This window comes from Xanthomonas sp. NCPPB 3200, assembly GCF_056393585.1.
In genome coordinates this window covers 159,224-180,222 of the sequence record NZ_CM150785.1, presented here as the reverse complement: position 1 = coordinate 180,222, position 20,999 = coordinate 159,224, and the positions used below count along the sequence as shown (strand labels likewise).

At 66.1% G+C, this 20,999-nt stretch carries 11 protein-coding genes; 3 read left to right on the top strand and 8 right to left on the bottom strand.

The window, feature by feature from the left end:
- Nucleotides 1-691 precede the first annotated feature (691 nt).
- The 5 genes from AC06DU_RS00715 to AC06DU_RS00695 form a co-directional block, all read right to left on the bottom strand.
- On the bottom strand, nucleotides 692-4,531 hold the full coding sequence (locus tag AC06DU_RS00715; RefSeq protein ID WP_478204478.1) for a LamG-like jellyroll fold domain-containing protein: 3,840 nt from the start codon (nucleotides 4,529-4,531) through the stop codon (nucleotides 692-694).
- Between the two features lie 86 nt (nucleotides 4,532-4,617).
- The gene (pelA, locus tag AC06DU_RS00710) at nucleotides 4,618-5,646 is read right to left on the bottom strand and encodes a pectate lyase (protein ID WP_478203244.1); all 1,029 of its coding nucleotides are present in this window, start codon (nucleotides 5,644-5,646) and stop codon (nucleotides 4,618-4,620) included.
- On the bottom strand, nucleotides 5,646-6,623 hold the full coding sequence (locus AC06DU_RS00705; protein ID WP_478203242.1) for a pectinesterase family protein: 978 nt from the start codon (nucleotides 6,621-6,623) through the stop codon (nucleotides 5,646-5,648). Before AC06DU_RS00705 ends, pelA begins: the two co-directional genes overlap by 1 nt.
- Nucleotides 6,624-6,635: 12 nt before the next feature.
- Entirely contained in the window at nucleotides 6,636-9,836 is a 3,201-nt protein-coding gene (locus AC06DU_RS00700) for a TonB-dependent receptor (protein ID WP_478203240.1), read from the bottom strand.
- 245 nt (nucleotides 9,837-10,081) lie between these two features.
- On the bottom strand, nucleotides 10,082-12,862 hold the full coding sequence (locus AC06DU_RS00695; protein WP_047129883.1) for a TonB-dependent receptor: 2,781 nt from the start codon (nucleotides 12,860-12,862) through the stop codon (nucleotides 10,082-10,084).
- 285 nt (nucleotides 12,863-13,147) lie between these two features.
- On the opposite strand from AC06DU_RS00695, the gene AC06DU_RS00690 reads away from it, so the two are divergent.
- A complete protein-coding gene (locus AC06DU_RS00690) occupies nucleotides 13,148-14,170 on the top strand; it encodes a PfkB family carbohydrate kinase (RefSeq protein ID WP_478203239.1) in 1,023 nt (340 codons plus the stop codon).
- A 169-nt stretch (nucleotides 14,171-14,339) separates the two neighbouring features.
- Here AC06DU_RS00690 and AC06DU_RS00685 read toward each other — a convergent pair whose 3' ends face one another.
- Together AC06DU_RS00685 and fabV are read right to left on the bottom strand one after the other, a co-directional pair.
- Nucleotides 14,340-14,627, bottom strand: coding sequence for a hypothetical protein (locus AC06DU_RS00685; protein WP_478203237.1), 288 nt, complete (start codon nucleotides 14,625-14,627; stop codon nucleotides 14,340-14,342).
- A 167-nt stretch (nucleotides 14,628-14,794) separates the two neighbouring features.
- Nucleotides 14,795-16,003 carry an enoyl-ACP reductase FabV gene (gene fabV, locus AC06DU_RS00680; protein ID WP_102255262.1) on the bottom strand — a complete coding sequence of 403 codons (1,209 nt, stop codon included), beginning with the start codon at nucleotides 16,001-16,003 and terminating at the stop codon, nucleotides 14,795-14,797.
- A gap of 297 nt (nucleotides 16,004-16,300) precedes the next feature.
- Here fabV and AC06DU_RS00675 point away from each other — a divergent pair, with 297 nt between their 5' ends.
- Nucleotides 16,301-19,651, top strand: a complete 3,351-nt coding sequence (locus AC06DU_RS00675) for an nSTAND1 domain-containing NTPase (protein ID WP_478203235.1) — start codon at nucleotides 16,301-16,303, stop codon at nucleotides 19,649-19,651.
- The gene (locus tag AC06DU_RS00670) at nucleotides 19,648-20,052 is read left to right on the top strand and encodes a hypothetical protein (RefSeq protein WP_024939867.1); all 405 of its coding nucleotides are present in this window, start codon (nucleotides 19,648-19,650) and stop codon (nucleotides 20,050-20,052) included. The genes AC06DU_RS00675 and AC06DU_RS00670 overlap by 4 nt, the downstream gene beginning before the upstream one ends.
- Before the next feature lie 360 nt (nucleotides 20,053-20,412).
- On the opposite strand, the gene AC06DU_RS00665 is transcribed toward AC06DU_RS00670, so the two are convergent.
- The gene (locus AC06DU_RS00665) at nucleotides 20,413-20,865 is read right to left on the bottom strand and encodes a hypothetical protein (protein ID WP_478203233.1); all 453 of its coding nucleotides are present in this window, start codon (nucleotides 20,863-20,865) and stop codon (nucleotides 20,413-20,415) included.
- Nucleotides 20,866-20,999: the final 134 nt, after the last annotated feature.

Here is a 20,999-nt window from a genome sequence, read left to right as displayed (position 1 = left end):
GCACCGCGAAGCGGCGTCGGCTTGGACGGATTGTTAGGCCTCTGCCTATGTAGCGTCAGAGACCAAAACAACAGTGCCATCTTTCTTGAATACTTGCTTACGTGGGCGTGTAAGCGCAGCCTGCTTACTGCTGCGCTGAAGTGAAGTCCTCCGAGCCTTTTTTACCTCAGGCTTGGCCTTCTTCCTTCTAAGCGGATCCAATGGCTCAATTAATCGTCTAACGTCACTATTGATTGGCTTGGACCGGAAAAAGGACAGCCGATTTAGGAAGCTGCCGCCAAGCGGATTGCTCTTCCTCGCCACAGCGCGACTCCGTCTAGAGAGGCCTAACTATTATTGGACCGCCTGAGCACTGCGTAACACGGTCCTCGCTGACCGTGGTAAATCGCCACGAGCGCTTGAAGCTCACCGCTTTTCAGCTATGTCCCTCTGACGCCAGGTGTCATGCCGCATCCCCATTATGGTCACAATCAGTACCACGATGCTCCATGCCTTGCTCAACATTGTTTCTTCCCCCTGAAGAAATGTGTGGCTTTGCGGCTGCATTAAGTACTGCGCACCTCGATCCTCGCCGAGTTTTTGGATTGCGTCAATGCGGTTGCGCGATTGATCGCTGGCTTTATCGGCTTTGCCCTCATCCGCCCTTCGGGCAGCTTCTCCCGCGTGCGGGAGAAGGGATCGGTGCGTTTGGTTATGGGCTGTTTTTTGTTGTTGGCGCGGGGGTTGGGATTGGTAGCGGCAGTTTATTGTTGAGGTCGGTAATCTCTGCGACGTTGTTATCGGTGATGACGCGCAGTTGCGTGGCTTTTAGGTTTGCGGCGTTGGCTAGCGGCAAGCGTACCTGCGCGGTGATTGGCTGCAGATCGCGTGGTGCCGCGAGTGCCGGGAACGGAGCTCTTGCTAACTCCTTCCCACGCGCATCCTCCAACACCACAAACCCGGCCGGCGCATCGGCATGGCCAAGGCTGTGCACGGTCACTTCAATGGCGTCTGCGGTCACCCGCACATCGCCATGACCAATACCCAGATCCGGGCGTAGTTCGACCGGGGTGGTGGCTGCAATGCGTTCGAGCTGCAGGACGGTGGTGCGGCCTGCGGGGAAGTCGATGTCGATGACCGCGCTTTTTTCGAAAGCGCGCTCTTGCGTCTTGGCGTTGCTGTCGAGCTTGCCGTCGTTGCCTTTGCTCACGCCCTGGGTGATGCGCCATTGGCCTGGGGCGACGTTCCAGCCGGTCATGCTGGCGCGCTGAGGTTTACTGGAGGTGTTGTAGGCGATGACGGTGAAGCGGTCTTGCTGGGGTGCGGGGATGGCGATGGCCACTTGGGTGGCGGCCTCCGGGTCATTGAAGCGCCAGCTGACGGTGTGGCCGGGGTAAGTTTGATTGCGCTTGAGGGCCACGCCGCCCAGGCGTGCGCGTTGGAGGTTGACCGTGGGGGATTCAACGCGGTCGCTCCACCAGTGGCCTTCGGTGTTCATGTAGAAGTTCTGCAGTTTCTCTCTTGCCTCGCTTTGGTAAATGGCGGCGAGATACTCGAGATTGCCAGTCTGCTCCCAGGCCACATGGTGCGGGAAGTCCGGGGCGCTGCCGTCGTCTTTATTTGCGGCATCGATGAGCTTGCCGCTCCAGTCGTTGCGCTTGCCCATGACATCGAGAAAGTTCTCGTTGAGCAGGGAGAGGCCGTTGGGGCCGCTGTTGGCGACGCGGTAGTTAATGGGTTTGAGATAGCGCTGCTCGCCAGTGAAGCGGTAGGCGGCCCAGAAGGTGTGCAAGGTGTCGGCGCCGCCGCTGCCTTCGAACAGTTCGCCGCCGCGGGTTTTGCCGGTTTGCCAGTTGATCTCGTTGGGCAGGGCCCAGTTGCCCTTGGCGTTGGTGTAGGCGTGGGCGAGATAGCCGTCGGCCAGGCCGGTGACGATGCGGCGGCTGTTGGGGTCGGCGTTATAGCCGCCCAGCAGGATGGCCGGGTGCACGATGGGGAAGGAGTACGGTTTTTGCCATTGCCAGTTGGGCTCGCGGTAGACCTTGCGGCCGCCGAACCAGTTGCTGGCAAACAGCAGGTGGCCTTGCGGGTTGACCTGGATGATGGTGTCGAAGGCCTTGACCGTCTGCATCAGGCGCTCGACGGTGCGCGGGTCGCCCCAGTTGAGGTACAGCAGGGCGCTGTTGAGGTTGATGCCCTCCTCGTAGGAATGCAGCTCGTCGGTTTCGATGGTGGACAGGCCGTTGGTGAACATGCCGTTGCGGTAGTTGGCATCGGACAGTGCCAGCATGGAGGCGTTGAGCATGTCCGGGTCCACGCCCATCAGCGCGACGCCGGGCCATTGCTGCACCAGGTCCGAGTCGTCGGAGATGCCGCCGCCGAAATCGCCGTAGGCCACCTGGCGCTGCTCGATCCACCAGCGGATATAGCGGCGGGTGGCGCTGAGGTCCTGCAGCTGCCAGAACGCCCAGGCGGGCACGCCCTTGGGCACGCTGGGCAGTTCGACAGGCAACGCGCCCTGGTTGGCGTAGCTGATGTCGTTCCAGTACTGGCGGCCGAGGGCGTGGTCCGGGTCGACGCGCAGCAGGTCGGTGATGTCCGCGTCCAGGCGCTTGTAGAGCAGCTGGCGCTTGGAGGTGGTGTGCTCTTCCACCAGAAAGCCCCAGTTGTCCTTGACCTGGTTGAAGCGGTCGGCGACGTGCTCTTTGATGGCCTCGGCGCGCGGCTTGAACACCAGCTGCAGCTGGGTGCCGTCGAGTGCGTTGGCGTTGAAGCCGGGCGCGGCGGCGGCGATGCTGAGCATCAGGCTGTCGTTGCTGAGGATGCGGTCGCGCAGGTCCAGCCACAGCGTGCGGGCCTGGCCGGGAGTGACCGCGACCGAGACATCGATCATGTCGCGCGCGGGCCAGATGGGGTCCTTGATGCGGATGTTGAGCGGGATGCTGCCGTTGTGGGTGGCCGGCAGGTTGAGCGCCGGCAGGGTGATGGCGATGCCGTCCAGGCCGTCGTGCATGTTCTCCCAGCCGTAGGACCAGCTGCGCATCAGCGCCTGATCCGGCGGCGGGTCGCCCAGGCTGGATGGCACCAGGATGTGCACGATGGGTTGCTGCGCGCCTGCTGCGGCCTTGTCGCTGGGGCGCTTGCGCGCCGGTGCCTTGGTGGGCAGCGCGATGACGGTCTGGCGCTCGCCTGGCGGGTAGCGGCCGGCGATGACATCGCGCAGAGGAGCGAGGTTGTCGTAGTCGGGCTGGATGTCGCTGCGCACGGTGTAGCTGAGTTGCGCGCTGCCCTTGGGCACCTCGCCCGGCTGCACGTTGTAGGCCCAGATTTCCTGGATGGGGGTTTCCTGCGCGGTGTTGGCAAAGCGCAGGGTGCCGCCGCGGCGCTCAGGGAACTGGTCCACGCTGCGCACCACGCCCTGGCTGCGTGCGAACAGTGGCTGCGCCTGTGCGTTGGGCGCGGCGTAAGTGGCCTGGCCGTAGGCGGCGCCGCGCAGCTCGATGCGGTTGAAGGCCTCGTCCGGCAGGGTGAGGTCCAGCGCCTTGCCGCCTTCGACATAGGTGTTCCAGTCCGGCAGCTGGAAGTAGTCGTCGCGCCCGGGCAGGCGCGAGCGGTTGTAGACGCCGGGCCAGGTGGTTTCGGCAATGCCGTCGGTGGCCTTCCACATCCATTGCTTGAGGTCGCGCGCGTCGGTGAACTCCACCTTGCGGATGCGGGTGACCGGTGCATCCAGCAGTGGCGGTGCGTGGCCGTTGTCCCAGCCGTAACGGTGCAGGAAGGCGGCGTGTTGCGATGCAGATGTGGCCGACTCGGCGGTGGCGGGCTCCTGCAGGCGTGCGAGCGCGGCGGCGCCGCTGGCGTCGAGCATGCGGTCGTAGATGCGGATCTCGTCGAAGTCGCTGCCGCGCAGGAAGTTGTAGCGGCTCTGCACCTGGTGCGGCGACATCACGCGGCCGGCCAGGCCGAACTGGTCGAGCGCGGCGTCGAAGTCGAGCGCGCCGCCGTTGGCGCAGGGCGCACCGCAGTCCACGCGTGCGGCTTCCTTGCCGTCCACGTACAGGCGCACGCCGCGGGTTTCGTCCCAGGCAAACGCAATGTGGGTCCAGTCGCTGGCAGCCGGGGCCTTGTCGAGCTTGAAGGAGACGCGGGTGCGCGCGAGGTTGGCGTCGGTGACGAAGGCATCGAAGCCGTGGCCGTTCCAGTCGATGCGCAGCCAGGCCATGTCCCAGCTGGTGTGGTCGGCGTAGCCGACGCGGAAGATCACGAACGGCGCTTCGCCCACGGGATAACGTGAGCGCCAGAAGAAGCCAAGCGTGCCGCGCTGGGTGTAGAGGTTGCCGGGCGCATTCCACGACAGCACACCGTCGTCGGCCCATTCGATGGCATTGCCACGCTTGCCGGTGGGCACCAGGGTGATCTTGTCGCGAAAGTTGGGCACGCCGTCGCCGCGGGCCACATCGGCCTGCAGGTCGCGGTCGGCCGACACCCGGAACAACAGCTCCGGCGCGGTGGTGGTGGCCGCGCTCACCGGCAGCGCGATCAGGCACAGCATTCCCAACAAGAACTTCGACACGCTCACCTCGTCAATTCCAAAACGTAAAACAGCCACCGCGCTTGCACGCGGTGGCGACGACGCACTTACAGACCGTTGGCGGTACGCCACTTGGGAATGTCGTCCTTCAACAGCTTGTCCGGCCAGGTGCCGTGCCAGGCATAACCGACGCGGCGCTCGTTGGGCACCTGCATGTACTCGGTCAATGCCTTGCCGTCGCGGTTGGCATAGAGCGGGCGTTGATTCTGCAGGTCGTAGAAGCGTGCCCATAGTGACGCACCCGGTTGCGCGACGAGGATCACGTCCTGGCCGGTCTCCTGGGTGGGGTCGTCGATCTTCTTGGTGGCCAGGTCGCGCATGCGGTGGGTGTCGAACCAGCGTGCAGCGGCCTCGACCGCGCTCTTGATCTGTGCGGACGGGGTGGGCTGGCGCATCAGAAAGCGCACGATGCTGACCGACTCGCTGGAGGCCAGCGAGGCCAGCTCATACGCGCGTGCCTTGGCCGGCTTGAGCGTGACCTCGTCGTACTGGGCGCCCCAGATGGTGAGCGTGCCGCCGATCTTGACCTGGGTGGCGAGCACGCATTCCAGTCCCTTGGTCACCGCCTGGCGGGCGCGTGCACCATGGCTGGCACGCAGCAGCGCGCCAGTGTCGCCCTTGCCCTCGCTGATGTCCTGCAGCAGGTTGAGCACGCGCACCATTGCATCGTCGTTGTAGGTGATCTGGTGATGGTAGGACGACAGGTCCGGGTAGAACTGCGGCCAGCCGCCGTTGGCGTATTGCGCGGTGAGCAGATAGTCCACGCCGCGCTTGGCGGCGGCCACGTACTTGGCGTTCTTCTCGGTCTTGTAGAGCGTGGAGAGGTAGCCGATCTCGTAGGTGGTGGCCTTGTTGTCGATGGTGGCGTCGTCCTTGCGCCCGGGTTGCTGCAGCTCGGCGATTTCCGCAGCGGTGAAGGTGCGGTTGTAGTCGACGGCGACGCCCTTGTATTGCTTGGACCAACCGCCGGAGGCGGTCTGCAGCAACAGCATGTTGTCGGCGATCTTGTCGGCCAGTGCGGACAGCGGTGCCAGCAGTAGCGCAGTGGCGAGGGCGAAGGTGGTGAGCTTGCGCATCAGAATGGCCTCCAGCTGCCGAGGATGGTGTTGCGGTCCAGCGCAGCGGCTTGCGCAGCAGTGAGCTGGCGCGACCACTTCACGCGGCGCGAGGGGTTGGCGCCGGCGCCGCTGCTCTGGTATTCGCTGTAGCGGGCGGTGGCCTCGTTGGCGGTGTTGCCCCAGTTGTTCCAGCCCTCGGGCACGATGTGCGCGCCGAGCTGGCTGCCGATGAAGCTGACGCTGGCATACGGCCGCCACGGCCGGCCCAGGAACACGCGGGTCACGCCGCTGGCAGCGGTGACGCGCGCATTGCGGAACACGAAGCCGCGTGCGCTCTCCTGCGGCGTGGAGGCGGCCGTGAGGTAGCCGTCGCCCAGCGAGTGCAGTTGCACGTTCTCGAACAGCGCGGTGCCGGCGCCGAACACGAAGTCCACGGTGCCTTCGACATAGCAGTCGAGGAAATACGACAGCTTGGCGCCGCGCAGGTACAGCGTGTCCTGGTAGCCGAGGAAACGCACGTTGCGGAACGCGGCGCGATCGCCATCCACACGCACCGCCACCGCCTGCCCGACCGGGCCGGCGTGATTGCCAAAGCTCAGTTGCTCGGCAGTGAAGTCGTTGCCGGCGATGATGACGCTGGACGAGCCGGAGGTGCCGTACTCGGTGCCGGTGGCCGGATTGATGCGTGAGGCGTAGTTGTCGTAGGTGATGACGGTCTGGGTGGCGCCGGCGCCGGTGAGCTTGAGCGCCGGTGCGTTGGACGGCACCACGATCAGTTCCTGGTAGGTGCCGGCGCCGATGTTGATCTGCGCGCGCTTGCCGCCCTGCACGGCGGCATCGATGGCGGCCTGCACGGTGCGGTAGCCGGCGCTGCCCTGCTTGGCGACGGTGTAGACCGGATCTGCGGCGATGGCGGCGGTGCTGCCGAGCGACAGCCCCGCCAGCAAGGCGGTGGCAGCGAGAGTACGTAACACGATCCTGCGATGCGGTTGCATGCGTTGCTCCTGTCAGAACTTGTAGCGCGCGCCGATGTAGTACTGGCGCCCGGTGACGGTGTACTTGTCGGGCAGTTCCAGCGTGGAATCGACGTAGCGGCGGTCGGGGGTGTCGAGCAGGTTGATGGCCTCGAAGGTCAGCGACAGCTGGTCGTTGAGCTTGTAGGACATGTTGAAATCCACGTTTTCCACGCTGTATTTGCCGGTCACGTCGGCCGTGGCCAGGCGCTTGCCATCCAGGTCGTAGACGTCTTCCTGGGCGAGGATGTTGTTGATATAGCCATCGCGATAACTGGTGGACACGCGCGCACTGAAGCGGCCGTCGTCGTAGTAGACGGTGGCGTTGTAGGACTGTGGCGAGAGATTGAGCAGGTCGCGCTCGGTGGCGGTGGTGGTGATGCTGGTGTTGCTGCTGCCTGCGGTACTGAACAGATAATTGATCTTGGAATCGACCTGGGTGTAGTTGAGCTGCACGCCGAAGTTGCGCCAGAAGCCGGGCAAGAAGTCGAAGGCCTGCTGGTAGGTCAGCTCGAAGCCCTTGAGCGGGCCGCCGGGCGTGTTGAAGTAGCTCTGCACGTTGAAGATGGTGTCCGGCGTGAAGCCGGCCGGCAGCAGGTCCAGCGAGTAGCCCATCGCTTCCCAGGTGCTGAGCACGCGGGTGCGCTGCACGTAGCTGTCGATGTCCTTGTAGAACACCGCCGCCGACAGCAGCGAGCCTTCGCGGAAGTACCACTCGGCGCTGAGGTCGTAGTTGGTGGAGCGGAACGGGTCGAGCTTGGGGTTGCCCAGGTTGATCGAGAAAAAGCGCCCGTCGTCGAAATACTGGGTGGGGCCGCCGCTAACGCTGGGCGACAGGTACGCCAGCGTGGGGCGCGCCATGGTCTTGGCCGCGCCGAAGCGCAGCACCACCTCGTCGCTGACATCCCAGGACAGGTTCAACGAGGGCAGGATGTCGCGGTAGTTGTGGTTGACGGTGGTGGGCACCAGCAGGCGCTCGCCGGCTGCGGCAGTGGCGCTGGCCACGCCGAAGAACGACTGGCAGTTGGGCGAAATCGCACCGGCCGCGGTGGCCGTGCAAGGCGCATAACCGCTGGCGGCGATCTGCGTCTGCACGTAGCGCACGCCCAGGTTGCCGCGCAGCGCGCGGCCCCACAGGTCGGTGTTGAAGTCCAGCTGCAGGTAGGTGCCCAGACTCTTTTCGTTGACGGCGAAATTGTTGTTGGACGAGCCGAAGTGGCCGACATCGGCCAGCCGGTAGTCGCCGCCGGGCACGCCGGTGTCGCAGTCGCAATTGATGTTGAGCAGGTCGGCGACCTTCTGGAAATCCGGAATCACCCAGGTGGTGGGGAAGCTGCCGTTCAAGCTGCGGCCGAAGCCGTCCAGGTTGGTGCTCAGGTCACCCACGCCCACACCGGCCGGCAATGCCTGCGCCAGTCGCCCGTAGGAGATGTTGCGCGACTCCGACGTGTCCATGTCGTAGTTCTTGTAGGCCAGCCCGGTGCGGAAGGTGAAGGTGGGGCTGATGTTGAATTCCAGATCCACCTTGGCGGTGTCGAAGGTGTTGCCCACCGACTGCGGGTTGAGCCGCACCTCGCTGATGTTGGTGCCGCGCGCGGTGCCGTTGCTGTTGACCGGCACTGCGCCGTAGCCCAGCCACTGCCAGTTATCGGGGTTACCCGCATCGAACGGGAAACTCATGCTGGGGTAGTCGCCGCCACCGCGCCGGTCCAGCACGAAGCCGTCCAGGTTGGTGTTGTCGAAACTCACCATCGAAAACTCGGGGCGTTCGTAGTCCGAGGTCGAGTGGCCAACCAATGCATTGACGCGCACCTGGTCGTTGAAGCGGTGCTGCAGGTCCAGGCTGAACTGCTTGAACTCGGTGGATTCTTCGATGTTGCTGGATTCGGTGCGGAAGTCGACGTTGTCGAACACGCCGTAGGTGAGGCGGTTCTGGTCGTCCACCTGCGCCTCGCGCACCGCGATCTGGGTCTTGCCGCCGAAGTTGGCGGTGCGGTGCAGGTTGGCGCCGACCGAATCTTCGCGCTGGTCCTTGTCCAGCTTGGAATACAGCATGTCGAAGTTCAGCAGGGTGTCGTCGCTGACCTTGAATTGCAGCGCGCCGGTGACGCCGAGGCGTTTGATTTCGTGATCGGTGCGGATGTAGCGCGGATAGCGCGGAATCCAGGCGTTGGTGGCGGTTTCGTAGGCCTGGATGTTCTCCGGCGTGTTGGCCGGGCGCGCGATGCCGGTGCCGCAGTTGGTGGCGCTGATGCCGTAGCTGCCCCAGCCGTTGTTGCGGTCCTGGTTGGCCTGCGAGCCGACCCCGGCAGGGGTTTCGTTGGCCAGCGGGTTGCGCGGGGTCTGCGGGTTGTAGCCCACCGGCGAACAGAAACCGTAGGTGCCGTTGTTGGTGGCGGTGCTCTGGTTGGAGTTGCGGTAGTTGCCATGCTCCCAGCGCACCGGGTTGTAGCCTTCCTCGCGCAAATGGCGCTCGCTGTAGGACACCGACATCAGCGCGCCGACGCGGCCATCGGCCCAGATGTTGCTGATCAGGCCGGAAAAGCGCGGGTCCTTTTCGCGCGAGAGATCGTTGTAGCCGTATTGCGTGGACGCGGCCGCTTCGAAGCCGTCGAAGTCGAACGGGCGCGAGCCGCGCAGGTCGACCGTGGCACCCAATGAGCCTTCGTCCATCTGCGCCGACTGGGTCTTGCTGATGGTGACGCGACTGAAGAGTTCGGAGGCAAAGGTATTGAAGTCGAAACCGCGGCTGCGGTTGACGCCATCGCTGCCGCTGCCGGCGGTGGCCAGCGCTTCCAGCCCGTTGATGCGCACGCGGGTGAAGTCCGAACCCAGCCCGCGCACGGAGATCTGCTTGCCCTCGCCGCCCTCGCGGTCGATGGAGACGCCGGCGATGCGCTGCATCGATTCGGCCAGGTTCAGATCGGGAAACTTGCCGATGTCTTCGGCATAGATGGCATCCACCTGCTCCACGCTGTAGCGCTTGGCATCCAGCGATTGCTGCAGGCTTTCGCGGTAGGTGGCCTTGACCTGCACGCGGTCCAGGTCGACCGCATCGGTGGGCGTGGCCGGCGGGCCGACGGTTTGCGCGGCAGCGCTCACACCGTGCAAGGCCAGGACGATGGCCACCGACAAACGTGCGGCGGACAGGCGGACGCCTGCCTCGGCGGCGGGACGACGCAAACGGGCTTGCATGATGCACTCACTCCAATGGCACTGGCTGCAATGACGCGCTCAGCCTCCCCACGGGCCACCGGCGTCGACATGAGCGACCGACAGCACCGCTGCGCAGTCGTCGGGCGACTGTCCGCTGCGTGGTGCCTGACGCTTCCAACATCACGCCCACCGCGTTGCATGCGTGCAGCAACGGCAACGCATGCGCAGCGATCAGGCGTCGGATCGGGGCCCGCTGCGCGTGTGCGCAGCGGGCAGACAGCGGGTCAGAACTTGTAGCGCAGGCCCAGCAGGTACTGGCGGCCGGTTTCGGCGTACTGCAGCGGCAGCTGGCCGGTACGCGGCGAGGACACCCATTCGTCGGAGGCTTCGTTGGTGAGGTTGATGCCTTCCAGGCTCAGCTCCAGCTGCTTGCTGATCTTGTAGCGCAGCGAGGCGTCGAGGATGGTGGTGCCGGTCATGCCGTGCACGCCGTCGACGTTGAAGCCGGTTTCCGCACCCGGTGCCTGGGTGAGGTAGTCGTCGCGGTTGGTGGCCGACACGCGCCCGGCGAAGGATTCGCCTTCGTAGAACAGCGTGGCATTCCACGACGAGCGCGACAGCCCGAGCAGGTCGTTCTTCATCACCGGTGCGCCACTGCTGGCCAGGTACTGGATCTGCGAATCGACCCAGGTGTAGTTGAGCTGCACGCCCAGGTTGGCCCACTTGCCCGGCAGGAAGGTGAAGGGCTGGGTGTAGTTGGCTTCCACGCCCTTCAATTCGCCGCCCGGGGTATTGAGCGGGATGCTGAAGGCGAAGTCGTCGTTGACGGTGGCGCCGGTGCCCTCCAGCAACGAGGCCGGCAGGCCGCTGCTGGAGTACGGACGCACTTCGCGCGCGGTCTGGATGAAGCTCTCGATGTCCTTGTAGAACAGGCCGACACCGAGCATGGCGCCTTCATTGAAGTACCACTCCAGGCCAAGGTCGACATTGGTGGCTTCGATCGGGTCCAGGTCCGGGTTGCCGCCGGCCACGGTGCGCGCACCACCGGCCACCGCCACGGTCACGCCGGGGGTGAGGCTGCCCAGGCCCGGGCGGCTCATGACCTTGGCCGCGCCCAGGCGCAGCAGCAGGTCCGGAGCCAGCTCGGCGACCAGGTTGAACGAGGGCAGCGTGTTGTTGTACTTGCGGCCCACGGTGGTCAGCGCCGGCGCGTTGTTGATCAGCGCATAGCCGGTGGACTCCTGCTCGGTGCGCACATAGCGCACGCCGAAGTTACCCGACAGCGGGATGGAACCCAGGTCGGTGGAGAACTCGCCCATCAACCACACGCCGCGATCCTTTTCCTCGACGCTGCGGCTGTTATTCACGCGGGGCGCCACGGCGAAGGTGCCGCTGTTGCTGTAGATGCCGAACAGGTCGGCCACCGCATCCAGGTTGGGCACCACCCAGCTGGACGGGCTGCCGTTGATGCCCTTGAGTCCGGCCTGTTCGGTCAGGTCGGCCGGCACGATGGTGCTGCCGTTGGCGAAGGTGGGCACGGACAGTTCGTTGGCGCGGCGCAGCTCGACGGTGCTGAAGCTGTAGTTCTTGGCCAGCACGCCGCCCTTGAGGCGGAAGCCGGGGCTGATGTTCCAGTTGAAGTCGATCTGGCCGGTGTCGAAGTCGTTGTCCACCGACTGCGGACGCAGGCGGATTTCGGCCAGCTCCCAACCGGCGGGGTTGGTCGGGTCGATGCCGTAGTTCAGCACCGGCGCGCGGCTGTTGCCACGGTAGTCGTAGCTGTACCCGTCGACGTCGTACTTGTCCATGATGATGGTGGTCTGCACCGGGTTCTCGTGCGCCGAGCGCGAGGTGCCGACCCGGGCGTTGATGCTGAAGTCGTCGTTGAAGCGATGCTCCAGGTCCAGGCTGACCTGGGTGAACTTGGTGTTCCACTCGTCGTGGCGGTTTTCCGAGCGGATATCGACATTGTCGAACTCGCCATAGACCAGCGCGTTGTTGCGGATCTCGCCGTTGCGCACGATGGTGCCCGGCTTGCCGTCGCGCTCCGGCCGGCGCGGGGTGAGCCCGTCGCGGTTGCGGCTGAAGGAGATCGCTTCGATGTAGTGCTCGTCGCGCTTGGCGTCGATCTTGGAATACAGCGCGTCCAGCGACAGCGTGGTGCGGTCGGTGGGCTTCCACTGCAGCGAGCCGGTGACGCCCAGGCGTTCCTGGTCGTGGATCTGCTGGGTGTAGCGCGGGAAGCGCGGGTGGTAGACATCGGCCGAGCGCGCCGCGGCGTACGGCGAGGCGGGACTGAAGTTGCCGTTGCTGGGGCCGTTGGCCCAGCGGCCGGTGTTGGCGCCTTCTTCCAGCACCTCGCGCTCGGTGTAGGCCACCGACAGCAGGGCACCGAAGGTGTTGTCGGCCCAGGTATTGGCGATCAGCGCGGCCACGCGCGGGTTGGCCTTCTCGGCCATGGCGTTGTAGGCGGCCTGGCCGCTGGCGGCGAAGGTGAAGCCGTTGTAGTCGAACGGACGCGCGGTGCGCAGGTCGACGGTTGCGCCGAGCGAGCCTTCTTCCACATCGGCCGAGGCGGTCTTGCGCGCGATCAGCTGCGAGAACAGGTCCGAGGCGAACACGTTGAAGTCGAAGCCGCGGCCACGGTTGGTGCCGCCGCTCTGGTCGCCGGCGCCCACAGTGGTGAGCGCTTCCATGCCGTTGATGCGCACGCGGGTGAACTCCGGGCCCAGGCCACGCACCGAGATGGCGCGGCCCTCGCCGGCCTCACGGGTGATCACCACGCCGGGGATGCGCTGCAGCGACTCGGCCAGGTTGAGGTCGGGGAACTTGCCGATGTCCTCGGCGACAATCGCATCGACCACGCCGGCTTCGCCGCGCTTGATGTCCAGGGCCTTTTCCACCGAGGCGCGATAGCCGGTCACCGTGACGGTGTCCAGGTCGACGGCCGGTTCTGCGGGCGCTTGGGTGGTTTCTTGTGCTGCCAGGTGGCCGCTCAGCGCAAGGCCGATCGACAACGCCAGCAAGGTAACCGGTGTCTTCCGGCTGGTGGTCCGAAATTGCATGTCCTCCCCTCCCAAGGGTCCATGAACAACATGAAAGTCTGGTTGTGAGCGGCAATGACACCGCTGGTCAAAACGACGTTACCAGCTGAATCCTCCCGTAACATCTTGCAGCGCAGCAGAAAACGTCACCAAATTTGCCCAAAAGGGGTGCAAGCGGTCACTGCGCGTCGCATCATGGGCCTCGCCCGGCGCGTTTGGCGCCGGCTAGAATGACACCGATGGTCATCCTGACGCGCAGCGGTTCCCCCACACCGTGACGCACCACACAGCCGAGGTAATTGCCGCATGAGTCGTGCCCGTATCCTGTGCTTTGGAGAGTTGTTGCTGCGCCTGGGGGCGCCTGGTCACGAGCTGCTGCTGCAGCAACCGCGGCTGGACGTGCACTACGGCGGGGCCGAGGCCAATGTCGGCGTGTCGCTGGCGCATTTCGGCCATGACGTGGCCATGGTCAGCACGGTGGCGGACAACCCGCTGGGCGCGGCGGTGCTGGGCGAGTTGCGCCGCCATGACGTGGACACGCGGCATGTGCGGCGGGTGGACGGGCGCATGGGGCTGTACTTCCTGACCACCGGCGCGATCCACCGCCCCAGCGAAGTGGTCTACGACCGCGCCGACTCGGCGTTTGCGCTGGCCCCGGCCGACGCCTACGACTGGCCGGCCCTGCTGGACGGGGTGCAGTGGCTGCATCTGTCCGGGGTCAGCCCGGCCCTGGGTGCGGACGTGGCGCAGGCCACGCTGGCGGCGGCACGCGCGGCGCGCGCGGCCGGAGTCAAGGTCTCGTTCGACGGCAATTACCGGCCCAAGCTCTGGCAACGCTGGCAGGGCGATGCGCGCGGCATCCTGCACCAGCTGTTCGCCTGTGCGGACGTGGTGTTTGCCGACTACCGCGACATCGGCGTGGTGCTGGGCGGCGAGTTCCCGCAGGACACGTTGGAAGCGCGTGTGGAAGCGGCCGCGCAGCAGGCCTTTGCCGCATTCCCGCAGCTGCAGTTGATGGCCTGCACGCAGCGCGTGGCGCACAACGTGGATCACCACAGCCTGGGCGCACTGCTGGTGCCGCGCAGTGGTGCGGTGGCGCGCGCGCCCAGCGAGGAACTGAGCCCGATCATCGACCGCATCGGCGGCGGCGACGCGTTTGCCGCCGGCGTGCTGCACGGCCTGATCGAAGGCTGGTCGCTGGACGACACGGTGCGCTTCGGCCTGGCGGCCGGCTGCCTGAAGCACTCGATTCCCGGCGATTTCAATCCGCTCTCGGTAGCCGATGTGCAGGCCTGCGTGGGGGATGCGCGGTTTGATGTGCGGCGCTGACGTGACGGGAATCGGGAATCGGGATTGGGGAATCGTAAGAGCTTAAGAGCGCTGGCTTTCGGCGCTCTGTCCAGGCTTGTTGCTAACGGAGCGTGGTGCGCTGAGGGCTGATGCGCCCGTGGGCAGCGGGCAGGTGCTTGCTAGGTGTTGTTCGCTGCGCTCACGCGTTTCAGGCGGGCGCACGGCTGCGGCGTTTGTTGGTGATCCATTTGAAGCCTGCGCTCAGCAGCACTACACACAGCGACGCCGGGACGCTGAAGAACAGCGTGATCAGCAAGGCGTGGTTCCAGGGCGGTGCAGAGCCGTCCTGCATCACCACGGCGCAGACGACGGCCGTGGTGATCAACAGATTGGCGATCGCCTGCAATGACCAGTGCAACCTGACGAGGCGCAGCAACACGGCACAGGCCACGCTGACCACAACGGCCAGCACCAGAAAGGCGATCAGTTTGTCCATTGGGGGCGGGGATTTGGGATTGGGGAGTGGGGATTCGTAACAGCGAGGGCAACCGGCATCGATTGCCGATTGTCCTTGCCGCAACGCATTTGGATCCGCCGAAGATCAACGATGCAGCCACCCACCGCGCTTGCGAATCCCAAATCCCGATTCCCGAATCCCTGCTCTCAGCTCAGCTCGATGCAATCGAAGGTCACGTCCGTCTCCACATCGGCGTCGTAATCCACATCGTCGCGCTCGAAGCCGAACAGCTTGAGGAACTCGTGCTTGTAGCCGGCGTAGTCGGTGAGCTGGAACAGGTTCTCGGTGGTGACCTGCGGCCACAGCGCCTTGCAGGCGTCCTGCACGTCGTCGCGCAGTTCCCAGTCGTCCAGGCGCAGGCGGTTTTCGGCGTCCACCTCGGCGGGCTGGCCGTCTTCGCGGTACAGGCGCTCGCGGAACAGGCGGTCGAGCTGCTCGATGGTGCCTTCGTGCAGGCCCTTTTCCTTCATGATCTTGTAGACCATGGAGATGTACAGCGGCATCACCGGGATGGCCGCGCTGGCCTGGGTGACCACCGACTTGAGCACCGCCACGTTGGCGCTGCCGCCGCGCTTGGCCAGGCGCGCGTTCAACCGCTGCGCGGTGTGGTCCAGGTCGACCTTGGCCTTGCCCAGCGCGCCGTGCCAGTAGATCGGCCAGGTGATCTCGGTACCGATATAGCTGAAGGCCACGCTGCGCGCGCCGTCGGCGAGCACACCGGCGCCTTCCAGCGCGTCGATCCACAGCTCCCAATCCTGCCCGCCCATCACGGTGACGGTGTCTTCGATCTCCTGCGCGCTGGCCGGCTCGATCGAGGCCTGGATGATGGTGTCCTTGTTGGTGTCGATGGCGGTGGCGGTGTAGGTGTTGCCGATCGGCTTGAGCGCCGAGCGCTTCACTTCACCCGTGCCCGGCAGCTTGCGCACCGGCGAGGCCAGCGAATACACCACCAGGTCGACCTGGCCGCCCATCTCGGTCTTGATCAGCTCGATGACCTTCTCACGCGCGGCATCGGAAAACGCATCGCCGTTGATCGACTTGCTGTACAGGCCCGCGGCCTTGGCGTGCTTGTCGAACGCGGCGGAGTTGTACCAGCCGGCGGTGCCGGCCTTGCTGGGGCTGCCGGGTTTTTCGAAGAACACGCCGAGCGTGTCGGCACCGAAGCCGAACGCGGCGGTGATGCGCGAGGCCAGGCCGTAGCCGCTGGATGCGCCGATCACCAGCACCTTCTTCGGGCCGTCGTTGCGGACGCCGCGCGCGCGCGTGGCCGCGATCTGCTCGAGCACATTGCGCTCGCAGCCAAGCGGATGCGTGGTGGTGCAGATGAAGCCGCGCACTTTGGGATGGATGATCAACGTGGACTCCTGGTCAGCAAGATGCTGGCGGCATCTTAATCGCTGGCCTGCTGGCGAAACAGCCTGAGGCGCACCACACGCCGCTGTATGGCGTTGCATGAAGCCCGCCTACAGCGCCTGGCATGCCGCACGACCGGGCATGTATCTTCCGCGCACGGACGCGAACGAACGGCGATCACCATCGATTTCCTGCGTCAGCGCCTGTGCTACTTTTGCGCCTGCCGTGCCGTGCCGTGCCTGGCCGCGCCTGATGGCGATCGTCGAGGCTCCTCCCACCGTGCGACCGGTATCCGAGCGATGTCTCTTCGAAGCGAGCGCGTCACGCAGCTGGGCTCCGTCCCGCGGTTTCGGCTTGGGCCCTTGCTGGTCGAGCCGGAACGGCTTGCGCTGATCGACGACGGCCAGACCATCGCGCTGGAACCGCGCATGATGGAAGTGCTGATCGCGCTGGCCGAACGTGCCGGCGAGGTGGTCAGCGCCGAGCAGTTGCTGATCGAGGTGTGGCACGGCAGCTTCTACGGCGACAACCCGGTGCACAAGACCATCGCCCAACTGCGCCGCAAGCTGGGCGACGACAGCCGCCAACCGCGCTACATCGAAACCATCCGCAAGCGCGGATACCGGCTGCTGCCCAAGGTGGTGTTTCCCGACGATTATCGCGGTGCGGTGATGGGCACGCAGGTGTGGGGACACGGCAGCCCGTATGTGGGGCTGCAGGCGTTCGATCCCGCACACGCCGAGGTCTTCTTCGGCCGCAGCCATGCGATTGCGCAGGTGCTGGGCGCGATGCGCGCGCAATTGCACAGCCAGCGCGGGCTGGTGCTGGTGAGCGGTGCCAGCGGCTGCGGCAAGACCTCGTTGCTGCGCGCCGGCGTGGTGCCGTTGCTGGCACAGCCCGGCGGGCTGGATGGGCTGGAAGCCATTGCGGTGGCGTACTGCAACCTGGCGCAATGCCGTGGCGGCGATGTGCTCGACACACTGGCGCGCGCACTCGGTGACTGGGAAGCGGGTGGGCGCGCGGTGTTTTCGCCGGCGCAGATGGCGGCGTTGCCCGAGTGGCTGCAGCGCCCTGCCCCGCTGCATGCGGCCATTGGCGAGGCGATGCGTCAACGCCCACCAGCGCGCGACAGCGCACAGACCCAGCGCCATCTGCTGCTGGTGATCGACCACGCAGAAGCGCTGGTGGCCACGCCCGGGATCACCGATGCCGACCGCGCCGCACTGGCCGCGGCCTTGCAGGCGCTGTGCAGCAGCGCGCAGGTGGCGATGCTGATGCTCACCCGCAGCGATTTCTACCCGCGCCTGATCGACGCCTTGCCGCAGATCGTCGAACTCAAACGCGGCGACGGCCACGTGGATCTGCTGGCGCCGCGCGATGGCGAGATCGGCCAGATCATCCGCGTGCCGGCGGCCATGGCCGGGCTGCGCTTCGAAGAGGACCGCGACAGCGCCAGCCGGCTGGACGATGTGCTGCGCGATGCCACCGCGCGCCAGCCCGATGCCCTGCCGTTGCTGCAGCATCTGCTGCATGCCTTGCACGCGCAACGCAGCGACGACGGGCTGCTGACCTTTGCCGCCTACCGCGCATTGGGCGGGCTGGAAGGCGCCTTGGCGCACCATGCCGAACACACCTTCCGTGCCCTGCCGGCTGCCGCACAGGCGGCGCTGGGCCAGGTGCTGAGCTTGCTGAGCGTGATCCACCCCGACAGCGATGCGGTGACCGCGCGGCGTGCGCTGTGGTCGGCGCTGCCGGCGCATGGCGCAGCGCGCGTGCTGGTGGATGCCTTCGTGCAGGCGCGCCTGTTCGTCAGCGAGCTGGTGGCCGGCGAGCCGGGGTTTGCGGTCGCGCATGAAGCCTTGCTGCGGCAATGGCCGCGCGCGGCCGAGTGGATCCACGAAAACCGCCGTCTGCTGCAGGCACGCAAGCGGCTGCAGCTGGCCGCACAGCGCTGGGCAGCCGAAGGCCGGCGCAGCGATCATCTGCTCAACAGCGGCCGCCCGTTGAGCGAAGCGCGCGAGGCGGCGCGGCGCATGCCGCAGGATCTGGATGCGCTGGACCACGCGTTCCTGCATGCCTGCGAGCGCTCGCAACGGCGCCGCCGCGGCCTGTATGCAGCGGCGGCGACCTTGCTGGTGGTGTTGGCGAGCGCCTCGATGCTGCTGGGCTGGCAGGCGCGGCAAGCGCAGCAGGTGGCCGAACAACGGCGCGACCAGGCCCAGCAACTGGTGAGCTACATGCTGGGCGACCTGGCCGAGCAGTTGCGCACGGTGGGCAACCTCAAGCTGCTCGACAGCGTGGGCAGCCGCGCGCTGCGCTATCTGGAAGACCTGCCCAGCGCGAGCATGCAGACAGGCGATCTGATCAACCACGCCCGTGCGTTGCGCACCACCGGCGAGGTGCTGATGAACCAGGGCAAGCTGGACGAGGCGCAGGCGGCATTCACGCGTGCCGCCGCCACTGCCGAGCAGGCGCGTGCGCGTGCGCCGGCGTCGCTGGAGGCGCACGCCGAAACCGGGCAGACCGCGTATTGGCTGGGCGATCTTGCCTACCGGAGCAAGCAGTTGCCCGTGGCACAACGCTACTGGTCGCAATACCTGGCCGCCTGCGAACACCTGGTGCGCGCCGCGCCGCAGGATCCGCACTGGCAACTGGAACTGTCCTACGCCCTCAACAACCTCGGCACACTGGCCAAGGAGCAAGGCCGGACAGGTGCGGCGATCGGCTTGTTTGCACGCTCGATCGCCCTCAAGCGCCAGTTGCTGGCGCGCACACCGGACAACGCGGCGCTGCGCTACGAGCTGGTGGACAGCCTGTCCTGGCTGAGCCTGACGCAGGAAATGCAGGGCTCGCTGGCCCCCGCCGAGCAGGGCTACCGCGAGCAGATCGCCATGCTGCGTGTGCTGGTCGACCACGATCCCGACGCGCATGCCTGGCGCAGGCGTCTGGCCGGCTCACTGATCCGCGTCTCCAACCTGGCACTGGCGCGCGGCCAGCTGCACCAGGCGCAGACCGATGCGCAGGACAGCCTGCGCATGCTGCAAGCATTGGTGGCCTTGCAGCCGGACAATGTCGCCTGGCGCCGCGATCTGGCGCATGCCGACGCCCAGGTTGGCTGGATGGCCGCGCTGGACGGGCAGCCCGAACTGGCGGTGCGGCACCTCGAGCGCGCCCGCCAGACCATGGCCGGGTTGCTGACACAGGCGCAACCGCTGCCGGAGTGGCAGTGGCTGGACGCCATCATCGCGCTGCGCCTTGAGCGCGTGCAGCGCGCGCGCGCGGGCAACCACGCCGATGGCCTGGCGCCGATCGTTGCGCAACTGGATGCCCTGCACCGCGCCAGGCCCGACGATCTGCTCGGCCTGGCCGCGCTGGCCCAGGCGCTGGTCTGGCAGGGCGAACAACAGGCCGCCGCCGGCGACGCAGCCGGCGCACGCGCGGCGTGGCAGCGCGCGGTGGCGGTGTTGGGCAAGGACATCGGCAACAGCCGCGACAAGAACCTGCTGGACCCGTGGATTCGCGCACAGGTGCATCTGGGCCAGCGCAGCGCCGTTACGCAACAGCTCGGATGGCTGTATCACGCGGGCTACCGCCACCCGGGATTCGTCTCCCTCTATGCCCCGCTTTTCAAGGAACAGGACAGCTCATGACGGACTTCAAGATCAAGCTCACGGTGGCGCGGGTGGGATTTGGCGGCAACACCGGTGCCGGCGAGTATTTCTACAGCTTCGCCCCGGACCTGCTGATTGTGGACAAGCACGACAAGGCATCGACGCTGCACTATTACTTCGATGAAGACGTCGTCCCCCGGCATTTCAAGATCAGGAGCCTGCTGAGTTCCGATGCCTTGAAACAGATCGGGCAACCCACGATCAGCCCCGACGGCCGCAGCGTGCAGGTCACCAACGCCAATAGCGTCCCGACCCTGATCTTCCTGACCATCATCGTCGAGGACGAAAGCCGGAAGGACAAGAAGACCTGGTTCAGCTGTGACCCCCAGGTGGGCAACGATCCGCAGATCAACCCGCAGGAAACCCCGCCCCGGCCGTAAGCCCTGCGTCGACCACCGTCTGGCGGCTCGCCGCCAGACGGTGTGTTGTTGCGGTGTGTTGTTGCGGTGTGTTGTTGCGGTGTGTTGTTGCGGTGTGTTGTTGCGGTGTGTTGATGCAGTGCGTTGGCGCGGCATAGCGTGCGCATGCACGGGACTTGGGCCAGCGATGGCCAAGCCACTGCCGCAGGTACCTACGGTCGACCTGCACACTGGACCAGTTGCCACGGAGGAGACTCCTGGCGGTCGCGATATATCTCGCTGCGAGCTGGCTGGCGTACGCGTTGCCGGGCGCTCCGGCCAACCATAGATGGCGGCAGGCAGGCCTGCCGTGGTGTCGCCAACGTCGCTTGGCGACGTTTCTTATCCCCTGCAGTCCTGCGCGCGCGGCTGGATGCCGGCCGGCGCGGCCGCCAGGCCGGTAGTGCAGTGCGGCGCCACCGGGTGCAGCCGGTCATCGCGCTCGGAGCCATTGCTGAAAGCCACCTTGAACTGGCCGCGGCTAGACCACGCGCCGGGTATGCCGGTGCCGATGCGATGGGTGCTGCCAACGCCGCGCCCTGCCCATGGCCGACACACCGGGCCGCACCCCCCCTGATCGGTTCGGGCGGACAAGCTGTCGCAGGTCCGGGCCACTGCGCCCTGCGCGGTCAGGTCGCAGAGCGCCACGCCGACGCGCAGGTCGCGCTCGGTTGGCGACTGGGTGTGCAGTGCGGCCTGGACCCAGGCGATCGGCAAGTCGGCCTGGGTGGGTGCCGCCCAGGCGCTGGTGGACAGCACCACGATCAACACGAACAGATACCGGACCAGACGCATGACGGACTCCGCAGCGGACCGGAGCGCGGCGCGTCCCCGAGCGACCTCGGTGGCCGCCGGACGACCTTCCCGCCTGGCCGCCCACACGACCTGACGGCAACCTTACGGTTGCTACCCAATCCTTCCGAATCCGG

Bases quoted from the DNA above. Each gene is read 5' to 3' on its own strand.
- AC06DU_RS00715 (WP_478204478.1), bottom strand. From the start codon at position 4,531: ATGCTGTGCCTGATCGCGCTGCCGGTGAGCGCGGCCACCACCACCGCG.
- pelA (WP_478203244.1), bottom strand. From the start codon at position 5,646: ATGCGCAAGCTCACCACCTTCGCCCTCGCCACTGCGCTACTGCTGGCA.
- AC06DU_RS00705 (WP_478203242.1), bottom strand. From the start codon at position 6,623: ATGCAACCGCATCGCAGGATCGTGTTACGTACTCTCGCTGCCACCGCC.
- AC06DU_RS00700 (WP_478203240.1), bottom strand. From the start codon at position 9,836: ATGCAAGCCCGTTTGCGTCGTCCCGCCGCCGAGGCAGGCGTCCGCCTG.
- AC06DU_RS00695 (WP_047129883.1), bottom strand. From the start codon at position 12,862: ATGCAATTTCGGACCACCAGCCGGAAGACACCGGTTACCTTGCTGGCG.
- AC06DU_RS00690 (WP_478203239.1), top strand. From the start codon at position 13,148: ATGAGTCGTGCCCGTATCCTGTGCTTTGGAGAGTTGTTGCTGCGCCTG.
- AC06DU_RS00685 (WP_478203237.1), bottom strand. From the start codon at position 14,627: ATGGACAAACTGATCGCCTTTCTGGTGCTGGCCGTTGTGGTCAGCGTG.
- AC06DU_RS00675 (WP_478203235.1), top strand. From the start codon at position 16,301: ATGTCTCTTCGAAGCGAGCGCGTCACGCAGCTGGGCTCCGTCCCGCGG.
- AC06DU_RS00670 (WP_024939867.1), top strand. From the start codon at position 19,648: ATGACGGACTTCAAGATCAAGCTCACGGTGGCGCGGGTGGGATTTGGC.
- AC06DU_RS00665 (WP_478203233.1), bottom strand. From the start codon at position 20,865: ATGCGTCTGGTCCGGTATCTGTTCGTGTTGATCGTGGTGCTGTCCACC.